Origin of the sequence: Methylobacterium sp. GC_Met_2 (assembly GCF_026540795.1) — a bacterium.
Lineage (GTDB): Bacteria > Pseudomonadota > Alphaproteobacteria > Rhizobiales > Beijerinckiaceae > Methylobacterium.
The window spans coordinates 25278-45502 of record NZ_JALNUM010000049.1 but is presented as its reverse complement, the minus strand read 5'-3'; the positions used below and the strand labels follow the sequence as shown (position 1 = coordinate 45502).

Below are 20225 nucleotides of genomic sequence, written 5' to 3'. Positions count from 1 at the left end.
GAGCCGGCCCCACGCTTGCCGGGCGGCCGTGAACGATTTCCAGTTGGCGATCGCGAGGTCGACCGGCGCCAGCGCCCGGGCCGACAGGATCGTGGCGGCGAGCATCACCCCGGCGGTCGCCTCCTCACGCACGACCAGCAGCGCCCCGAGGCCGAGGATGCCGGATTGCAGCAGCGTGCGCAGCAGGCGTGCCGTCGTGCCGAAGCCGATGGCGAGGTCGTTCCCCCGGGTCGCCACGTCGAGGTTCCGGCGCGTCCGGACCTGCCAGATCGACGCGATGCGGGAGCGCATCCCGAGGGCCGAGAGCAGCGGCGCGGTCCGGTGCGCCATGTCGGTGAAGGACCGGCGCTCGCCCGCCACGCGGACGGCCTCCTGGGTGACGGCGGCCGAGGCCCAGTCGGTCAAGACCGTCAGGACGCAGAGGAACAGGGCGCCCCCGGCGATTGCCGCCCCGAGCCAGGGATGGAACAGGAAGCAGACCGCGACGTAGAGCGGCACCCAGGGCAGGTCGAAGAAGGCGCTCACCGCCATGCTCGACACGAAGCCGCGCACGGTATCGAGGTCGCGCAGGGCCTGGGGTCCCTCGTCGCTGCGCGGCATCTCGGAGCCGCGGGCCAGCAGCGTGCGGAAGATCCGGTGGCCGAGGCGCTCGTCGATGAGGCGTCCGAACCGCGACAGGATCCGCGCGCGGAAGATCTCGAAGACGCTCTGGATCACCAGCAGCATCAGCGTGATGCCGGCGAGGCCGACCAGCGTGGCGATGCTCCGGCTCGGCAACACCCGGTCGTAGACCTGCAGCATGAAGATCGGCGCGGTCAGCATCAGCAGGTTGATCAGGCCGCTGACCACCATCACGGTGATCAGGCAGGCGCGCCCGGCTTGGAGGGCGGCCCAGAACTCGCGACGCCTCGCAACATGCAACACGCGCTCGTCGGTCACAGGTACTTCCCCGGTTGCTCGGTGTGGCGCGGCGACGGCGATAACGGCCCCCGCCGCGACTGCGGCGGGGGCTCTCGGCCTCAGAGGCCGAGCAGGTGCAGACCGCTGGTGGTGGTGTGCGGGGTCGGGTCGGTGTGCTGGACATCGGCGTGGCCGCCGAGATCGAGCGTGACGATCCCGAGATCGATGCTGGCGCCATGGGACGCCCCGGCATCGGCCGAGCCCGCATGCGTGGCCGAGACAACGCTGGCGAGCTGGCCGACCAGGGCATCCGCGCCGCCGCCGCTGGTCTGCGGCAGCTGGATGCTGTCACCGCTCAGCAGGTTCGCCGTCGCCAGGCTCGGTTGATCGGCACCCACCGCGACCGCGCTCACCTGAACGGTGTGAGCCGGATCGGCGGAGGGCGTGAGGATCGCGGCGTCCGCCACCGGTGCTGTGGTCGCCGGCCCTGCGGACACGTCGACCAGCGGGTGCGTCCCGGCGCCGCCGTCGCCGATCGTGCCGCCGGTGAGGGTGCCGAGCAGGGTGCCGGCCGCATTTCCGGTGGTCCCGGACCCGACCGAGCCCAAAGCCGTCGTCACCGGGGTCAGGACGCCGTCGAGAACCGCGCCCGATCCCGCGCCACCGCCTGCGGGGATGAGACCCGTCACCGAGCCCAGGACCCCGCCGGCCGCATCCGCGATATGACCGACGTCGCTCACGATCTGCCCCGCTGCCGGCACGCTGCTTCCGGCCAGCACGGACCCGGGCAGGTTGACCACGTCGGTGACGAGGTTGCTCGTCTCGCCGAGCTCGCCAAGGCCCGCCGTGTTGCCGAGGTTGATGACGGCATGGAGCGGGTCGTTCAGCACCGGCACGTCGTGGCCGACCTGCTCCAAGCCGGCATGGACCGTATCGATCAGCGTGTTGGCGACAGCGCCCACCGGCTGAAGGGGGGCGCCGACTCCCAGCAGCGCACCGGTTCCGTTCTGCGCCCCGCCGGTCACGCCGCCGAGGAGGCCGGCGAGCGGATCCGCGGCGTGATCGGCGAGCAGGCCGTCCACCGTGGCGGTCACCGGGGTGAGGAGGCTGCCGACGGCCGGGATGCCGGTCCCACCGCTGCCGAGGCCGCCGACGATGCCGGTCACCCCGTCGAGAAGGCCGCCCGCGGACTGCGTCACCGCGCCGAGATCGCCGAGGATCGGGGACACCGCGCCGAGCCCGTGGCCACCCAGCACGTCGCCAGGCAGACCAACCACGTCGGTGACGAGGTTTCCGCTCGTGCCGAGATAGCCGAGGCCGACCGTCTCGCCGAGGTTGGTCAGGCCGTGGATGGCATCGTTGAGCAGGGGAATCTCATGGCCGAGATTCTCAAGGGTCATGTGAAGGTCGAGGACGCCCGTGTTCGCGAGGTTCATGACCGGGGCGAGGAGCCCATCCGACGCCAGCAGATTGCCGCCACTGACGGCGCCGGTGACGGAGCCGAGCACCGTGTCGGTTGCGCCCAGCACATGGCCGAGGTCGGACAGGACAGGGCTCGCCGAGGCGAGGCCGCCGCCGTTCAGGATCGACCCGGCGACCGGGAGGGTGTCGGTCAGGAGATTGCCCGGCTCGCCAAGATGGCCGAGGCCGACCGTCTCACCGAGGCCTGTGACTCCGTGGATCGGCCCATTCAGCTGTGGGATCGCGTGGCCGACATCTTCGAGCGTCGTGTGGAGATCGAGCACCGTCTGGTTGAGGATGTCGGTCGCCGGCGTGAGGACGCTGCCGGAGCCGACGAGACCGTTGCCGGCGCTCGGCACCGCCGCCACCAAGTCCACCAGCGCATTGGCTGCATCGGTGACATGGCCGGCATCGGCCAGGAGCGGCGCGGCCGTATCGAGACCGGCCGGATTCGCAACGGCGCCCGACAGATCGGTGATCAGGTTGCCGGCCTCGCCGATATGACCCAGGCCAATCGTCTCGCCGAGATTGGTGAGGCCGTGCAGCGGTCCGTTCAGCGGCGCGACGTTGTGGCCGACCGTCTCGAGCTGAGCATGCGTATCGAGGACGATGGTATTGGCGGCCTCGGCCAGCGTGTCGGGAAGAAGCGAGCCGCCCTCGCTTCCCGTGCCGGCGCTGAGCGCCCCCTCGATCTGCGAGGCGATCGGGCCGAGGCTCGCAAGCTGGCCGGTCGAGAGCGCGGTGGACCAGAGCAACGCGCCTGGGCCGACGAGCCATTCGAGCGAGCGCGTGGTCGGGCTGAGGATTGCGAGTGGGGATGACGACATGAGCACCTCCGATTTTCGCCAATAACCGGATATGCAATCTTCGGTTGCTTTTACCTTCGAAAAGTGGTTAATTTCGTGTATCGTAAATTACTTATAGTTGTATTGAATACCGATTTGCTGGGTTGGCCGCGTGCGCACATGACCGAACCGGTATACGCCCAGTCGACAGCGCGCGATCCGCGCGGATGACGCCGCTTGGCGCCATCGGCTCGGATCTTACTTCACGCAAGTACAGGTTTGCCCGGCGTAGTCCGCCCGATCGCGGGCGCATCCGCCAGGCTTCAGCCCACCGGGAGTCCGGCGCGGCTCCGGGCTGTCCGGCCTGCGCACCACCCAGTGCTCAGAGCATCGGCATGCCGCCGGTCACCGGCACCAAGGCACCTGACATGTAGCTGCCCTCTCGGGAGGCAAGCAGCACGTAGGCCGGGGCCAGCTCGGCGGGTTGGCCTGCGCGGCCGAGCGGCGTCTGCGCGCCGAGCTGCGCGATCTGCTCGGGATCCTTCACGATCGGCTGGATCGGCGTCCAGACCGGCCCGGGCGCGACGCAGTTGACCCGAATGCCCTGCGGCGCGAGCAGGTTCGACAGGCCGATCGTCAGGCTCGCAATCGCGCCCTTGGTGGCCGCGTAGATCAGCATGCTGGGATCGGCGACCTTGGCCTGCACGCTCGTGCTGTTCACGATGGCGGCGCCGGGCTTCATGTGGGGCACCGCCGCCTGGGTCAGGTAGTACATCGCGAACACGTTGGCCCGGAATGAGCCTTCGATGTCGGGGGCTTTCAGATCGTCGAGGTCCGCATTCACCACCTGGGCGGCGGCATTGTTCACCAGGATGTCGAGGCGGCCGAACGCCTCCACGGTGCGCGCCACGAGGCTTCGGCAATGAGCCTCGTCACGGATGTCGCCGGGTAGCAGCAGGCAGCGGCGGCCGGCCCTCTCGACCCAGGCCTTCGTGTCCTCGGCGTCGTCCTGCTCGACATCAAGATAGGAGATCGCGACGTCCGCGCCCTCGCGGGCATACGCGATGGCGACGGCCCGGCCGATGCCGGAATCGCCGCCGGTGATCAGCGCGGCCTGACCGACGAGCAGGCCTTTGCCGACGTAGCTCTCCTCGCCATGGTCGGGGCGCGGCGTCATCTTCGTGGTCAGCCCCGGACGGGTCTGTTGCTGGTCGCCGGGATAGGGCGGGCGTGGGCCGGCCTCGCGGGGATCTTGGGTCATCGGTACGGTTCCTGGGCGGATAGGTCCCGCCGGATTTAGGGCCGCGGCCGATCGAACCGCCTGCGCCCGGCCGTCACAGCCGCGCGCAGGTCATTTGCCGGCTTAGAACGCCCGGCTGCGGTTCGCGTGCGGCTTGCCGTAGCGATTGCGGAGAAACGAAACGACTCGGGGAAGGAGGAAGGCGATCAGGATCTTGCGCATCGGGTCACCTCACGTCACGGGCTCGTGAGCGGGCAATGCCCCGGAACAAGCGCGGTTCCGCCCGGTGCCGGGGATCAGAGGTCCAGCGTCAATGTGACCGGCGCGTGGTCGGAGGGTCGCTCCCAGCCCCTTGCGTCGCGCAGCACCTCGACCTTGCGGACCGTACCGGCGAGATCGGGGGAGACCCAGAGGTGATCAAGGCGCCGACCCTTGTTGGCGGCCGCCCAATCGGGGGAGCGGTAGCTCCACCACGTGTAGATCTTCTCGGGCTCCGGAGTGAGGTGGCGCGCCGTGTCGATCCAGCCGGCCTCGCCACGCAGGATCTCCAACGCCTCGGTCTCCACGGGCGTGTGGCTCACCACGTCGAGAAGTTGCTTATGCGACCAGACATCGTGCTCCAGCGGCGCGACGTTGAGGTCGCCCATCAGGATCACCGGCCCTGAGACGCGCTTACCGCCCCAGGCGCGCAGCTCGGCGAGGAAGTCGAGCTTGTGGGCGAATTTCGGATTGAGGTCGCGGTCCGGCGTGTCGCCGCCGGCTGGAACGTAGAAATCGTGCAGCACGATGCCCGCGGCGGCGCCTGCCTCCGGTCCCAGCACCGCCGAGATGTGGCGGGCATCCTGACGCTCGCAGAAGCCCATCACGGCGCGGGTGTGCAGGGGAAAGCGCGAGAGGATCGCGACGCCGTTATAGCCCTTCTGGCCGGCGAACATCACGTGCTCGTAGCCGGAGCCGCGCAGGGCCTTCAGCGGGAAGGCATCGTCCGGACACTTCGTCTCCTGAAGGCAGAGCACGTCCGGCCTATGCTCGGCCAGGAAGCGCAGCACGAGATCGATGCGCAAGCGCACCGAATTGATGTTCCAGGTGGTGACGGTGAGTTGCACGGGCAGGGTCTGGGTTCGGACGGGGCTATGCTCCGATAGCGGATTTCGCGGTCCGCGACAGTCCGCTCGCAGTCGATGAGGCAAAAGGCCGTGCGTGTCCGGCAGGCACGCGCTATGCCCGGGCGCTGCCCTGTCCCCGCGTCGAAGCCCAGCCATGGCCCATGCCCGCTCGTTCCTGTTCGCCGTCTACTGGGCGGCCTGGACGACTCTGTTCCTCGTCCCCCTGGTGATCTTCCTCCTGTCCGGCTCGCCACAGCGGCCGATCCGCCGGGCGACGCGGCTTTGGGCGCGCGGGATCCTGGCTGGACTGCGGGGCATCGTCGGCCTGCGCTACGTCGAGGAGGGCCGCCAGCACCTGCCGGCCGAGCCCTGCCTGATCGTAGCCAACCACCAATCGACCTGGGAGACGCTGGCCTTCCTGGTTCTGGTGCCGGATGTGGCGATCGTCGCCAAGCGGGAGCTGCTGTCGATCCCGGTGGTCGGCTGGTTCCTGCGGCGCTCGCCGATGATCATCATCGACCGCGGCAATGGCACCCAGGCCCTGCGCACCATGATCGACGAGGGGCGTGCCGCCGTGGCGGCCGGCCGGTCGGTTCTGATCTTCCCGGAGGGCACCCGCGGCGGCATTGCCGCGCCGCTGCGCTTCAAGCGCGGGGTCGAACTGCTCTACGGGCGGCTCGGCCTACCGGTGGTGCCGGTGGCGGTGAATTCCGGGCTGTTCTGGCCGGGGGGGATGGCCACCCGGGCCGGGACCGTCGTGGTCAGCTACCTCGCCGCCGTCGCCCCGGGCCTGCCGGCCGCCGAGTTCCTGCGCTGTACCGAGGCGGCGATCGACCGGGAGCTCGACCGCTGGCGCAGCGCCGGTCTCGACGCGACGGCGGCGTGAGGGCGCCGCCTACTGCTGCGACTGCTGGATCTGCTGCTGCATCGCCTTGTCCTCGGCGCGCCCGTAATTGATGAAGAACAGGCTGCCATCGACGCTCTTACCCCTCTGGAGGTTCGAGAGCGTCACCGTGGTGATGTAGCCCTGCGGATCGGTGATCCGCCATTGGCTCAGCGTCTTGAGATCGGCATCGAAGAACAGCTGAATCTTCGAGGTCCCGCCCAGCGTCGCGCGGTCCTCCAGGCTGATGCGCACGCCGGAGGGATCGTTGGCCACATCGGTCACCGTGAGGTCGCGGGCGAGGTCGATCTTCTCGCGCAGCAAGAATTTCAGCGGCGTCTGAGCGATGAAGTAGAGATCCTGGGTGTTGAGCTTGCGGTCGCGCACCGCCACCGAGGTGCCGTCCGCCACCACCTCCAACGGAGAGGGCTGGTCGTAGTCGAAGCGCAGGCGGCCGGGCTTGGCCAACGTCAGTTTGCCGCCGATCCGGCGCCCGTCGGCGCCGATCTGCATGAAGTTGCCGGTCAGCGTGTTGATCCCGTTGAAGTAGGCGTTGGCCTGGGCGAGCAGGGTGGCGGCATCCGCCGGCTCGCCAGGGGCCACCGCCGCAGGCGCGCCGACCGCCGCGACCTTGGACTCGGGTGCCTTGTGGTCGGCCTTCTCGGCGGCCTTCGCGGATTTGGCGCCCGCCTTCGCGTCCTTGGCGGCGTCCTTCTTCGGCGCGGCCTTCTTGGCGGGCGCGGGAGCCGGGGCGGCCTCCGGCTGCTGGGCCGGCTCCTCCTTGTGGCCGAACAGGCTGTCGATGAAGGCGCCGACCTGCGCCTCGGCCGGGTTGGCGGTCGCGAGCCACAGCCCGGCGGCGAACACGGAGCCGGCTGTGCGGATGCGGCGGCCGATCATCGGCAGAGTCTCCTGGCGGGCCCGCGGGCGGGCCTCAGCGGCAAACGAGGGCGGAACCCGAGGCTTAGAGCCCCGCCCTGTGGCGAAGATGCGACGTCCGGTCCGCCTCACGAGCAGGCGGCCCGGACAGGGTCTCACTCGTCGTCGTACATCCCGGCCGAGCTGTGCGACGCCCCCGTGACCAGGATCTCGCGCTTGCCGGCATGGTTGGCCGGGCCGACGATGCCCTCGATCTCCATCCGCTCCATAATCGAGGCGGCGCGGTTGTAGCCGATCTGCAGGCGGCGCTGGATGTAGCTGGTCGAGGCCTTCTCGTCGCGCAGCACCACCTCGATGGCCTGCTTGTAGAGGTCGTCCGAGTCGCCGCCCGTGGCTGCCGCGAAGGCGCCGATGTCGAACACCGGGGCCTCCTCGGCCGGCTCCTCCGAGCGGTCCGCCCGGTCGGCGGCGGCGCTCTTAGAGCCCCGGCCGGACCGGCCGCCCTCCTTGGCGGGCTCCTCGGGCCCATCGTCCGCCGTGACGGCGTCGAGATAGCTCGGGCGGCCCTGGCGCTTGAGATGCGCCACGACGGTCTCGACCTCGCTGTCCGAGCAGAACGGCCCGTGCACCCGGGTCGTGCGCCCGCCGCCGGCCATGAACAGCATGTCGCCCTGACCGAGCAACTGCTCGGCGCCCATCTCGCCGAGAATCGTGCGCGAGTCGATCTTGCTGGTCACCTGGAAGCTGATCCGGGTCGGGAAGTTCGCTTTGATCGTGCCGGTGATCACGTCCACCGACGGGCGCTGCGTCGCCATGATCAGGTGGATGCCGGCCGCGCGTGCCATTTGGGCCAGACGCTGGATCGCGCCCTCGATGTCCTTGCCGGCCACCATCATCAGGTCGGCCATCTCGTCGACCACGATCACGATGTAGGGCAGCGGCGACAGGTCCATCGCCTCGTCCACGAACACCGCCTCGCCGGTATGGCGGTCGAAGCCCGTCTGGATCGTGCGCGTGATGGTCTCGCCCTTCTCGCGGGCCTCCTTCATGCGGGCGTTGTAGCCGTCGATGTTCCGGACGGCGATCTTGGACATCTTCTTGTAGCGCTCCTCCATCTCGCGCACGGCCCATTTGAGGGCGATCACCGCCTTCTTGGGGTCGATCACGACCGGGGAGAGCAGGTGCGGGATGCCGTCGTACACGGACAGTTCCAGCATCTTGGGATCGACCATGATCAGGCGGCACTCCTCCGGCTTCAGCCGGTAGAGCAGCGACAGGATCATGGTGTTGATCGCCACCGACTTGCCCGAGCCGGTGGTACCGGCCACCAGCAGGTGCGGCATGCGCGCGAGGTCGGCGATGATCGGCTCGCCGCCGATGTTCTTGCCCAGGCACAAAGCCAGCTTGTGCTTGCTCTCGGCGAAATCGGCCGAGGCGAGGAGTTCGCGCAGGTAGACGGTCTCGCGGGTCTCGTTCGGCAGCTCGATGCCGATGACGTTCCGGCCGGGCACGACCGCGACGCGGGCCGAGACCGCCGACATCGACCGGGCGATGTCGTCCGACAGGCCGATCACGCGGCTGGACTTGGTGCCGGGGGCGGGCTCCAGCTCGTACAGGGTGACGACCGGACCGGGCCGCACCGCCAGGATGTCGCCCCGCACGCCGAAATCCTGGACCGTCTGCTGCAGGTTGAGGGCGTTCTGCTCCAGCACGTCGGCATCGACTTCCTCGCTGCCGCCGGGGGCCGGCAGGGCGAGCAATTCCAGGGACGGCAGCTCGTAATCGGCATTCTCGATGGACGCGATCTCCAGATGCCGGCCCGCCGGGATCAGGTGCGCCCGGGACGCAACCATGGGCAGCACGACCGGTGCGGCGGCGACCGGCTCGATCAGGGACGCGACGGGCGCGGCTTCGACCTCAGCCTCGCCTTCGGCCTCGATCTCGGCCGAAACCGGCTCGGGTTGCACCGACTCGGGCTGGGGTGCCAGCTTGCCCCGGAGCAGGACTGGACGCGGGGTCATCGGGATCACCACGCGCTCAACCTCGGCCTGCTCCGGTCCGGACACGGCCGGTGCCACCGCCACAGCTTCGGCCTGGACCAGAGGGAGCGCCGGTGCGGAACTCGGCTGGCCGGCGGCGCGGATCGCGGCCCGGGCCGCCATGGCGCTGAGCATCGGGGGGCGACGCGGCGCCTCGGTGGTCGGCACCTCGGTGGTGTGCGAGTCAGCCGTGGCGCTGCCCGGGCCGAAGACCAGCGACAGGCCGGCCGGCGCCGACGTCGGGGCGGAGGGCAGGAACGCACTCCGGATCGCGGCGTCCGCGTCATCCCGCTGTACGGTCTCGGGCGCCTGCATCCGGCCGTTGTCCTGTCCATCGGCGGGGCGCGGCGGCTGATCGAACCGCACGAGCCGGTCGAGCACGTAGACCGGCCGCGGCGGCTGCACGGCATCCGGGGTCATCGAGACGGCGGGCTCGAAGGTGGCCGGCACCGGGGCGGCCTCGGCAGGCTGCGGCTCCAGGGCCGCCCAGGCTTCCACGGACGACCAGTCGCCGCCGCCGAACCAGGGTTGGACCCCCGACCAGTCCGGCAGATCGGACCAGTCCCGAGCAGGGGCCTCGATAGCGGTCTCGACCTGCGTCAGGGCGGCCTCGTCGATGACGGCCGTCTGGGCGACCATGTCTTTGATAGCCGGCTCAAGAGCGATTGATGCTACCGCCACCGGGGCGATCACGGCCGTCGACGCGGCCAGCTCGACGGCGGGCCGGGCCGGGCGGCGGTCCGGCGTCCGGAAGAAGCGGACGCCCGGCGGGGCGACGAAGGGCTGGCGCCAGAGCGGCACCACCTCGGCCTCGTGGGCGGGATCGGACAGGACGGAGGCGTCCACGACCTGCTCGACCTGCGCGTCGGCGGTTCGGGCGCGCTCGGCCTGTTCATGCTCCGCCTGCTCGCGGGCGGTCCGCTCGGCCTCCTGAGCAAGGGCAGCGGCCTGCGCCTCGGCGCGGGCCCGCTCTAGGGCGACGCGCTCGGCCTCCAGGGCGCGCTGGCGGCGCTCCTGCAGCACCGAATCAGGCGTGCGGGTGTAGCGCACTGCCGAGGCGGTCATGGCCGGATGCGGCGCGGGGACCGGGGCGTGCAAGGGGGCACCGTCCGGAGCCTGTTCGGGCGCGATCGCGGCGGGCCGGCGCGGCTGGCGCACCAGCACGCCCGGCGAGGAGGCGCTGCGGTCGATCCGGCTCTCGAACACCGGTGCCTCCGACGCATCGAGGCGCGCCCGGTCGTCGAAGACCTCGTCGGGCCAGACATGCTCGGGCGTGGCAGCGCGCGGACGCATGGAACGCTCCGGCATATCGCGCCCGACCATCGCGGCGGGCGTGGTCAGCCAGCTCGGCTCGGCCCGGCGCCCGGGAGCGCCGTGGGCCGGACGGGCGGGCAGCCCGGCGGGGGAGCCGGACAGGCGGCGGGTGAGGCTGGCGCGGAGCGCCATCAGCCGATGGGCCAGGGCTCCCAGGGAGAGACCCGAGCGGTCGCCGCCGCGCACCGGGCGGGCGGGATCACGGTGGGAGTACGGAGGCCGTCCCGATGCGCGCATGGGTTCTCGAACGATACTCGAAACAGGGATCCGCCGGTGCGCGGCGGCTGCTCCGAGTTAGGCCATTCGTCGTTAATGGAGGCTTGCCATGGGGCCATCTGGCGGAAACCATGTGGGCCCACCCCGTCTCGCGCCGGGCAGCGGACGAAGCGCTCCGCCCAGGGACTCGGTGAGGGGCTCGGCCAATCCAAGACAATATGGCTCGCTCCCTCTGCGGGCGGTCTGCCTAGAAAGGCTTTCAAAGCCTGTTCCCCTGGTACTCGATACCGTCCGGAGCCGTCCGCACCCGCAAGCTTCACCCATCGAACGGCCACCGGCCTCGGGCATTCACGATGCGTCGCCGGAACGGAGCCGGATGCCTTATGATACCGGTTGCCACCCCGCATCCGGACAGGTGCCCGTGTCTCAACCCGCCTCCGCCGCGCCGACGCGATTCCGCTCCCTCTACCGCCACGGCTTCGCCCGGGCCGCGGCCTGCACGGGCCGCAGTCACCCGGCCGAGCCCGCGCGCAACGCCGACGCGGTGCTCGCCCTCGCGCAGACCTGCCACGATGCGGGCGCGGCGCTGGCGGTCTTCACCGAACTGGGGCTGTCGGCCTACGCGATCGAGGATCTGCTGCTCCAGCAGACGCTGCTTGATGCCGTAGAGGAGGAAGCCGCCCGGGTGATCGCCGAATCGGAGGGCCTGCGGCCGCTGCTGCTCGTCGGCGCGCCGCTACGCTGGCGTCACCGGATCTACAACTGTGCGCTCGCCATCCAGGGCGGCCGCCTGCTCGGCGTGATCCCAAAGACCTTCCTGCCGAACTACCGGGAGTTCTACGAGAAGCGCCATTTCGCGTCCGGCGCAGGGATCGTCGGCGAGACCATCCGGGTCGCGGGCTTCGATGCGCCGTTCGGCACCGACCTGCTGTTCCCGGCCGAGGATCTGCCGGGCCTCGTGGTCGGCGTGGAGATCTGCGAGGACCTATGGGTGCCCGAGCCCCCCGGCATGAGCGCGGCGCTGGCCGGCGCCACGGTGCTGGCGAACCTCTCGGGCAGCCCGATCACGGTCGGCCGGGCCGAGTCGCGCGCACTGCTGTCGCGGGCTGCGTCGATGCGTGGCGCCTGCGCTTATGTCTACGCCGCCGCCGGCCAGGGCGAATCGACCACCGACCTGTCCTGGGACGGCCAGACCAGCATCGACGAACTGGGTGTGCGCCTCGCCGAGGGCCAGCGCTTCCCGCAAGAGCCGGTCGCCACCATGGCCGATATCGACCTCGACCTGATCGCCCAGGAGCGCCTCCAGGCCGGCAGCTTCGACGACGACGCGCGCCGCCACGCCCTCGCGTATCGCCGGGTGCCGTTCAGGCTGGACCCGCCCGAGGCCGATCTCGGCCTGATCCGCCGGATCGAGCGCTTCCCCTTCGTGCCGGCCGACCCGTCGCGCCTCGCGCAGGATTGCTACGAAGCCTACAACATCCAGGTCGCCGGCCTGGCCCAGCGGCTTGAGGCCACCCGCACCCGCAAGGCCATCATCGGCGTCTCGGGCGGCCTCGATTCGACCCACGCACTGATCGTGATCGCCAAGGCGTTCGACCGCCTGGGATACCCGCGCTCCGACATCATGGCCTACACGCTGCCGGGTTTCGCCACCTCGAACGCCACCAAGACCAACGCCCATGCGCTCATGAAGGCGCTGGGCTGCACGGCCGCCGAGATCGATATCCGCCCGGCCGCCAGGCAGATGCTGGCCGACATGGACCACCCCTTCGCCAAGGGCGAGGCGGTCTACGACGTGACCTTCGAGAACGTGCAGGCGGGCTTGCGCACCGACTACCTGTTCCGACTCGCCAACCATGCGGGTGGCCTCGTGGTCGGCACCGGCGACCTCTCGGAACTGGCGCTCGGCTGGTGCACCTACGGCGTCGGCGACCAGATGAGCCACTACGCGGTCAATGCCGGCGTGCCCAAGACTCTGATCCAGCATCTGATCCGCTGGGCGATCGGTAACGGCGAAGTCGGGCCCGAGGAGGCGCGCACCCTCCAGGCAGTCCTCGACACCGAGATCTCTCCCGAACTGGTACCGATGGACCAGGACGACAGCCCGCAGAGCACGGAGGCCACGATCGGCCCCTACGCGCTGCAGGATTTCAACCTGTTCTACACGCTGCGCTACGGGTTCCGGCCCTCGAAGATCGCCTTCCTGGCGCTGCACGCCTGGGGCGACAAGGACCATGGCTTCTGGGCGCCGGACTTCCCCGAAGCCAAGCGGGTTGCCTACGACCTTCCCGAGATCCGGCGCTGGCTCGGCGTGTTCCTGAACCGCTATTTCGGCTTCAGCCAGTTCAAGCGCTCGGCACTCCCGAACGGCCCGAAGGTCTCGGCCGGTGGCTCCCTGTCGCCCCGGGGCGACTGGCGCGCGCCCTCGGACGGCTCGGCGCGCATCTGGATCGACGAGCTGAACCGAAACGTCCCCGAAACTTGACCGTCACAAACTCGACGGATTGTGCCATTATGAGCACGGTCAAGCCGATTGTTACCAGTGTGGACGCCAGCACAGGGAACAGGCGGCTCCGAGGGCGGTCAGGCGGAGGACTTCGAATGCGAAGCTACAACCTGTTCCAGCTCAAGGGCGAGGAGGGCCTCTGCTGTGCGGTGCCGGAGGCGAGCACGGTGCCGCCTTTCATCGGTGCCGGCCGGTGGGTTTTCGGCGGCAAGCTCTGTGACGGCAGCCGTCAGCCCCTCGATTTCGACGATCGGGCCGCCGACACCGCCGTACGCTTCAATGGCTTCTACCTGTTCCAGACGGTGGACCGGCGCTTCACGGCGTGAGTGGGAGTTCCGCGCGCACTCTCTCCTCGTGTGCGGGGACGTGAGAAATGCGGAACAGGGGCCTGCCGCATTGCTCCCAGTCGAGAACCTGCGTCCGCCTGCGCTCCATCAAAATTCGGCTGCGAAATAGGCCTCGAGTCCGGTATCCCGACGAAGATTCCTTAAGAGCTGGCGTGCAGACTCTGTCGAATTGTCAGCCTTCCGGAGCCGCCCGCATGTCGGAGCACCGCCGAGAGACGCGCCAGAGGGTCTTCCTCAAGGGGCGCATCGTCTTCAACAACGGGTCGTCCAGCCTCGACTGCCTCGTGCGCGACATGTCCTCGTCCGGCGCGCGCCTCGTCATGAGCGAGACCACGACGCTGCCGGAGGTGTTCGACCTCTACATCCCGCAGAAGGACCGCACCTACCGGGCGACCCTGCGCTGGCGGCGGGAGGACGGCATCGGCGTCACATTCGAGGACGCCGCCCGGGCTCCGGCTGCGGCGGTGCCCGATCCGGTCGCGACCGATGCCTCCGTGACCCTGCTGCTGCGGCGCGTAAGCGAGCTGGAGACCGAGAACGCCGCCCTGCGCCGGCTGCTCGCCAGCATGGCCCAGGGCGATTCGGCCAGCGCGGCCTGACGCCTACCTCTCTGCTTCGAGCGCCGCGCGGATGCGCGCCGCGTGCTCGGCCAGGACCGTGTTGTCGGCCATGCCGCCCTCGTGACGCTTCAGCGGCACGCCCTCCCGCCGGGGGATGACGTGGACGTGCAGGTGGAACACGGTCTGGCCGCCGGCCGGCTCGTTGAACTGGAACACGGTGAGTCCGTCAGCCTGGAACGCCGCCTGCACGCCCCGCGCAACGTGCTGGACGCTCGCCATCAGGGCCGCGAGCGATTCGGGCTCGGCGTCGAGCAGGCCCCGGGCCGGCGCCTTGGGGATCACCAGGGTGTGGCCCTCGCCCTGGGGCATCACGTCCATGAAGGCCAGCGTCTGCGCGTCCTCGTAGACGCGGTGGCAGGGGATCTCGCCGCGCAGGATCTTGGCGAAGATGTTATCGGGGTCGTAGCGCGCGTCGGCCATGCCGCCTCCGTAAAAACCTTGAGCGGCGACAGGTTGCACGGGCCGCCCAGCTGCGTCCACATGGGAACCGGCTGCGCACCGGAACGTTTGCACCGCCGCGGCTGGAGCGTGGCGGTGTCCCGTTGGGCGGCGCGGATCGGGGTGCAGAGGTTTACCGGATGGCGCACGAGAGCACGGGGGCGATCTACGCGGCGGCGGGCGCCAACCTCGCCATCGCGGTGGCGAAGTTTGTCGGTGGGGCACTGACCGGCTCGACCGCGATGCTCGCCGAGGGCGTGCATTCGGTGGTCGACACGGCCAATCAGGTGCTGCTGCTCGTCGGCATGAAGCGGTCCGAGCGGCCCGCCGACGACCGGCACCCGTTCGGCTACGGCCGCGAGATCTACTTCTACGCCTTCGTGGTCGCGCTGATGATCTTCCTCGGGGGTGGCGTCTTCGCAGTCTACGAGGGCATCGAGCGCGTCCGCCACCCCGAGCCGGACGTGGACGCCGAACTCTTCGGCTACCGGCTGCCCGGGATCTGGGTGAATGTCGGCATCTTGGGCTTCGCCATCGTGGCCGAGGGCACCTCGTTCTTCGTGGCGATGCGCCAGTTCTGGGCCGAGAAGGGACAGCACTCGGCCGTGCGTGCGATCCGGCGCAGCAAGGACCCGACGCTGTTCACGGTTCTGGCGGAGGACACTGCTGCGCTGATCGGCCTGCTGATCGCGCTCGCTGGGGTTGCCTCGAGTCATATCCTGGAGATGCCGAGCCTCGATGGCTGGGCCTCGGTGGGGATCGGCCTCGTGCTGATCGGGATGGCCGGCTTTCTGATGGTCGAGACCCATGGCCTGCTGATCGGCGAGGCCGCCGATCCCGAGGTCGTGGCGGCGATCTTCGAGCTGGCCCGCGCCGAGCCGGGCGTGCTCCACGTCAACGAGGTGCTGACCCAGCACCTCGGCCCCTCCGACATCCTCGTCAATCTCAGCATCGACATGGTCGATGACGTGAGCGCGGGCGATGTCGAGGGCCTCGTGACCCGCCTCGACCGGGCGCTGAAGCAGCGCAATCCGGACGTGACCCGGGTGTTCATCGAGATCCAGCAGCAGGGGGATCACGGCGTGCGGCGGGCCGCGTGAGGCGGCCCGCACTAAACCTATCTCGACTTACCCACTCCGCCCCACCTGCTTCAGGCTCAGCGCCCAGACCCGCTCCTGCACACCCTCGTCGCGGCTCTCGGACGAGGAGGCCTTGGGCTTGGAATGGGAGAAGTAGCGGCCCGTCACGCCGTCGAGCTCGGGGGCACTCGCCACGTGGAGCGAGGTCTGCGCCCCCTTCTCCGGCGTGGTCAGGAACGGCCGCAGCAGCGACCATGCGGTGCCGAACAGGCCGCCGGTGTTCCGGGCGAAACCCGTATTGATTACCCCCGGATGCAGGGCATTCACCGTGATGCCCTCGCCCCGCAGCCGCCGAGCTAGGGCATAGGTGAACAGTACATTGCCGAGCTTGGCCTGCGCGTAGGCCCGCATGGCCCCGTAGCGCCGGGCCCCCTCGATGTCGTCGAAATCGACATGCCCCCGGTAATGCGCCGCGGAGGCGACGTTGACGATCCGCGGCTTGCCGCCGGCCGCCGCGGACGCCTTGAGGGTATCGAGCAATTCGAGCGTCAGCAGCACGTAGCCCAGATGGTCGAGCGCCCAAGTGCGCTCGATCCCGTCGACGGTCAGGGTGCGGTGGTCGAAGATCGCGCCGGCATTGTTCACCAGCACGTCGAGGCGCGGATAGGCGTCCCGCAGGGTCGCGGCGAGACGGTGGATCTCGGCCTGCGCCGAAAGGTCGGCGATGTGCGGATCGACCACGGCACCCGGCACCGCGGCGCGGATCCGCTCCGCGCTCGCCCGCGTCCGCGCGGAATCGCGCCCGACGATGGCGACTCGCGCGCCCAGACGCGCGAGGCCCAAGGCCGTCTCGTAGCCGATCCCGTTGGTCGCCCCGGTGACGAGGCAGACCGTGCCGCGCATCACGCGCGCCTCAGAACACCGCCTGGCCGACCGCGAAGGCGATGACCACGATTACGATGGCGACCAGCAGGAACAGGCCGAACAGGATCCGGGCGAGCGAGCCCGCGCCCGAGGCGATGCCTGTGAAGCCGAGGCCGCCGGCGATCAGCGAGATCACGAAGCAGATGAGGGCCCATTTCAGGAGGGTCATGGCGTCACTCCACACGCGCCCGACGACCGGGCTAGGTTTCGTTGCCTCAACCGATGCCAAGCGAGACCGTTCCGCGGTTCGCTCCCAGGCCGCTTATTTTCTTAAGGCCGGTCAGCCGGTCTTGCTCACCGGCTGCGCCGGCACGTCGGCCCGCTCCAGCATGATCTCTGCGAGCGTGTGGTAGAGCCCGCCCCGGCAGACCGCCTTCGAGGCGACGTCGGAGACCAGCGCGGCCACCATCAGCGGGATCATCATGGCGTGGTTCTGGGTCATCTCGGTGACGATGACGAAGCTGGTGATCGGCGCCTGGAGCACGCCCGTCAGATAGGCCACCATGCCGATCAGCACGAGGGCGCCCACCGGCATGTCGGGCAGGAGGCCGTGGACCGTGCCACCGAGGCCAGCCCCGACCGCGAGCGAGGGCGCGAACAGGCCGCCCGGGATGCCGCTGATCGAGCTCAGCACGGTGGCGGCGAATTTCAGCGGCGCGTAGGCCCACCCGGCCGCGGCATCGCCGTGGAGGATGTTCCGGGCCTCTTCGTAGCCGGTGCCGTAGGCGGTGCCTCCGGAGGCGAGGCCGCACAGGGCGACGCATAGGCCGCAGATGGCCGCGAACACCACCGGGCGGCCCCGGATCAGGCGGCCGGCCCGTCCGGGCAGGCCGCGGGCGAACAGGATCACGATCCGGCTGAACAGGCCGCCCGCGAGCCCGCCGACGGTCGCGATCAGCAGCACGACCCAACTCGCCGCCAACGGCAGCTCGGCCTGAGTGGTGCCAAAATAGGTGTAATTGCCCAGAAGCCACAGGGAGGTCAGGCCCGCCGCCACGATGCCGGCCACGATCAGGCCGGAGGAGCGCGCCTCGTAGGCCCGGCCAAGCTCCTCGATGCCGAACACGATGCCGGCGAGCGGCGTGTTGAAGGCCGCCGCGACGCCGGCCGCGCCGCCGGCGAGCAGCAGGCCCGGCAGGCGGTCCGGCGTGAGCCGACCGAAGGCGGCCATGATGGCGGCGCCGACCTGCACGGTCGGTCCCTCGCGGCCCGCCGAGGCACCGCAGAACAGCCCCAGGAACAGCACCAGCACCTTGCCGAGGGCAACCCGGGGGGAGATCAGCGAGAACCGGAAGCGCGCGTCCCGGGCGTGCCGGGCCGCGATCACCTGCGGGATTCCCGAGCCCTGCGAATTCGGGAACACCGTGCGGGCGAGCAGCGCCGCGAGCGCGAAGCCGGCCGGCGTCAGCACCAGGGCGATCAATGGCGAGATTGCGATCGCCCGCCGGAAGCCGTCCTGCGCGAGGTCCGCCCCCTTGGCCATCAGCACGGCAGCGAGGCCGACGCAGATGCCCCCGGCCAGGAACAGCATCCGGCCGCGCCAGAGCGGGTAGGCCTCCAGCGAGGCCGAGCGCAGGCGCATGATCGAGCGGCGGTAGCGGGAGCGCCGCGGGCGGAGGGCTCCAGTCGTTTCCCGCACGTCGTCCCGTGTGTCCACCATGATCGAGTACTGCACCCGCGCCGCCGGAGCGGACGCTATACCGCACTTGCTGTGGCGTGGCCCAGGTCAGTCATGGCACGCCGGCCCCGGCATACCGCCCGGGCACGATTGGGGGGCCCTGATCCCGGACCGGCCTCCTTCAACCCTCCGCGGCGCAGAGGTTCTCCACCGCCTTCACGTACCCCTTCGCGTCGAACTTCTTCAGTGAGTTCTCGCTCTGGTAGCGGACGGTCCCGAAAACCTTGCGCCTCGCCCAGGGCCGGTCGTGCAGGCCGTAGACCCAGGCGACATTGGTGAAGGAGTTCGCGTCGCGCCCATCGAGGAAGTAGCGGTTGTTGAGCCGGAGCGTGCGGGCGAACCCCTCCTCGGGCGTGGGGGACCAATCGAGGATCTTCTTACCCCAGTACATCCGCAGCTGGTTGTGCATGTAGCCGGTCTCGCGCATCTCCCGCATCGCGGCGTTCCAGTAGAGGTCGTGGGTCTCGCCAGCCGCCAGTTCGGCCTCCGAATAGGCGTGTGGGCGTTCATCCTTCGCGTGCTCGGCAAGCGTCTTGCGCGCCCAATCCGGCACGGCCTTCTCGTACGAATCGTAGCCCTCCGTGTAGAAGACGTGGTTCATCGCGAGTTCGCGCCGGACGATCAGTTCCTCCAGATAGGCGCCCCGATCGTCGTCGTCGCCGATCTTGGCTTCGCGCACCGCCAGGGCGATCTCGACGGGCGAGATCTGACCGAAATGCAGGTAGGGGCTCATGTGCGAGGCGGCGGCCGCCTCCGGCATGTTGCGGCCCGCGCCGTAGCCCGCGAAGCTGTCCGCCACGAACGCCTTCAAGCGCTTGCGGGCCTGCGTCTCGCCGCCGATGAAGCGCTTCACCGGCCCGACCTCGCGATCGAGCGTCATGCCGGCGAGTACCGACTCGGGGTCCGAGACGTCGATGGCGCTCTTCAGCTTGAGCGTCTCGGCCGCATGCTTGGGCTTGCGCGGCTTCAGCTCTTCGATGAACGGATCCCAGAGCCGGTTCAGCTTCGGCCGCAGGGTCCGGGCGGCGTATTCGTGCTTCTTCGAGGCGGTCTCGACTGGCACCACCACGTCGCCCTCGACCTGGACGATCCGGACCTTCGCCGCCTTGGTGATCTCCGCGTACCAGCCCTTCTGGATGGCGAGATAGCCCCGGTCGAGGACGACGAGTGCCGCATCCTTCGCGAGGTCGATGGCGACCTTGGCGGGCGAGGCCTTGCGCATGACGAAGCCGATCCCGCGCTTCTCCAGACCGGCCTTCGCATCCGCGAGACCCTGAAGCAGGAAGGCGTAATGCCGGGCGTTGGCCTCGGGAAAGCCGCTGGCGCCATCGAGCAGACCGAAGCAGGCGACCACCGGGAGGTCCAGGCGGTTCGCTTCCTCAATAGCGAGTTCAAGCGCCGGATTGAACGAGGCCCGATTGGCCTGCTGCAGGAGATAGAGCACGTAAGCTCCGTCTTCGCGCGGCTCGACATCGTTGAGAACCCGGATCCGCTCACCCTGGATCGCCATGCTCACCCTGATCCCCACTTCGCGCCATGCGCCCAACACTGGACATGAAAGCTAGAGCGGAATGCGTCGTCGTCTCTCTCGGGCGTGGACACGCCCGGCGATCATCGAGTCCCGGGGAAGCAGCCGGGATGAACGTGCCAATTCTGCATCGGGCCAGCGACTTACGCGGCAGGCGACACCGGTTTTATCCGGGATCTCCGAGATCTACCCTCCGGAACGAGCCTGCGGCATTTTCAACACAGGGTTCCGTGGACACGTGTGCCGCCGCACAAAAGGACAGCAGTGCTGTCCTGATGGTCT

At 69.6% G+C, this 20225-nt stretch carries 16 protein-coding genes; 5 read left to right on the top strand and 11 right to left on the bottom strand.

The window, feature by feature from the left end; translation table 11 throughout:
- From OXS49_RS17465 to xth, 4 genes are all read right to left on the bottom strand, one after another.
- Positions 1–939, bottom strand: a 939-nt coding sequence (locus tag OXS49_RS17465; protein WP_267425865.1) for an ABC transporter transmembrane domain-containing protein, incomplete at its 3' end; no start/stop codon positions are given.
- Positions 940–1019: 80 nt separating this feature from the next.
- Positions 1020–3188, bottom strand: a complete 2169-nt coding sequence (locus tag OXS49_RS17460) for a hypothetical protein (RefSeq protein WP_267425864.1) — start codon at positions 3186–3188, stop codon at positions 1020–1022.
- Between the two features lie 340 nt (positions 3189–3528).
- A complete protein-coding gene (locus tag OXS49_RS17455) occupies positions 3529–4407 on the bottom strand; it encodes an SDR family oxidoreductase (RefSeq protein WP_244004471.1) in 879 nt (292 codons plus the stop codon).
- A 275-nt stretch (positions 4408–4682) separates the two neighbouring features.
- Positions 4683–5492, bottom strand: coding sequence for an exodeoxyribonuclease III (gene xth, locus OXS49_RS17450; protein WP_244004469.1), 810 nt, complete (start codon positions 5490–5492; stop codon positions 4683–4685).
- A gap of 154 nt (positions 5493–5646) precedes the next feature.
- On the opposite strand from xth, the gene OXS49_RS17445 reads away from it, so the two are divergent.
- A complete protein-coding gene (locus OXS49_RS17445) occupies positions 5647–6378 on the top strand; it encodes a lysophospholipid acyltransferase family protein (protein WP_243921567.1) in 732 nt (243 codons plus the stop codon).
- Between the two features lie 9 nt (positions 6379–6387).
- Here OXS49_RS17445 and OXS49_RS17440 read toward each other — a convergent pair whose 3' ends face one another.
- Together OXS49_RS17440 and OXS49_RS17435 are read right to left on the bottom strand one after the other, a co-directional pair.
- A complete protein-coding gene (locus tag OXS49_RS17440; RefSeq protein WP_267425859.1) occupies positions 6388–7275 on the bottom strand; it encodes an outer-membrane lipoprotein carrier protein LolA in 888 nt (295 codons plus the stop codon).
- 134 nt (positions 7276–7409) lie between these two features.
- Positions 7410–10739, bottom strand: a complete 3330-nt coding sequence (locus tag OXS49_RS17435) for a DNA translocase FtsK (protein WP_267425867.1) — start codon at positions 10737–10739, stop codon at positions 7410–7412.
- A 505-nt stretch (positions 10740–11244) separates the two neighbouring features.
- On the opposite strand from OXS49_RS17435, the gene OXS49_RS17430 reads away from it, so the two are divergent.
- From OXS49_RS17430 to OXS49_RS17420, 3 genes are all read left to right on the top strand, one after another.
- The gene (locus OXS49_RS17430; protein WP_267425857.1) at positions 11245–13308 is read left to right on the top strand and encodes an NAD(+) synthase; all 2064 of its coding nucleotides are present in this window, start codon (positions 11245–11247) and stop codon (positions 13306–13308) included.
- Positions 13309–13424: 116 nt separating this feature from the next.
- The gene (locus tag OXS49_RS17425) at positions 13425–13655 is read left to right on the top strand and encodes a hypothetical protein (protein WP_243919075.1); all 231 of its coding nucleotides are present in this window, start codon (positions 13425–13427) and stop codon (positions 13653–13655) included.
- 215 nt (positions 13656–13870) lie between these two features.
- A complete protein-coding gene (locus tag OXS49_RS17420; RefSeq protein WP_244006117.1) occupies positions 13871–14275 on the top strand; it encodes a PilZ domain-containing protein in 405 nt (134 codons plus the stop codon).
- A gap of 3 nt (positions 14276–14278) precedes the next feature.
- Here OXS49_RS17420 and OXS49_RS17415 read toward each other — a convergent pair whose 3' ends face one another.
- Positions 14279–14716 (bottom strand): HIT family protein, encoded by a 438-nt coding sequence (locus OXS49_RS17415; RefSeq protein ID WP_244006116.1) that lies wholly within the window; start codon positions 14714–14716, stop codon positions 14279–14281.
- Between the two features lie 158 nt (positions 14717–14874).
- Here OXS49_RS17415 and OXS49_RS17410 point away from each other — a divergent pair, with 158 nt between their 5' ends.
- On the top strand, positions 14875–15834 hold the full coding sequence (locus tag OXS49_RS17410) for a cation diffusion facilitator family transporter (protein ID WP_244006115.1): 960 nt from the start codon (positions 14875–14877) through the stop codon (positions 15832–15834).
- A 27-nt stretch (positions 15835–15861) separates the two neighbouring features.
- On the opposite strand, the gene OXS49_RS17405 is transcribed toward OXS49_RS17410, so the two are convergent.
- The 4 genes from OXS49_RS17405 to OXS49_RS17390 form a co-directional block, all read right to left on the bottom strand.
- On the bottom strand, positions 15862–16716 hold the full coding sequence (locus tag OXS49_RS17405) for an SDR family oxidoreductase (RefSeq protein ID WP_267425856.1): 855 nt from the start codon (positions 16714–16716) through the stop codon (positions 15862–15864).
- A gap of 10 nt (positions 16717–16726) precedes the next feature.
- Positions 16727–16906 (bottom strand): DUF1328 domain-containing protein, encoded by a 180-nt coding sequence (locus OXS49_RS17400; protein ID WP_007566531.1) that lies wholly within the window; start codon positions 16904–16906, stop codon positions 16727–16729.
- Between the two features lie 111 nt (positions 16907–17017).
- Positions 17018–18397 carry a chloride channel protein gene (locus OXS49_RS17395; protein ID WP_244006139.1) on the bottom strand — a complete coding sequence of 460 codons (1380 nt, stop codon included), beginning with the start codon at positions 18395–18397 and terminating at the stop codon, positions 17018–17020.
- Positions 18398–18536: 139 nt separating this feature from the next.
- Complete coding sequence (locus OXS49_RS17390) at positions 18537–19925, bottom strand: deoxyribodipyrimidine photo-lyase (RefSeq protein ID WP_267425855.1); 1389 nt, start codon at positions 19923–19925, stop codon at positions 18537–18539.
- Between the last annotated feature and the right edge of the window lie 300 nt (positions 19926–20225).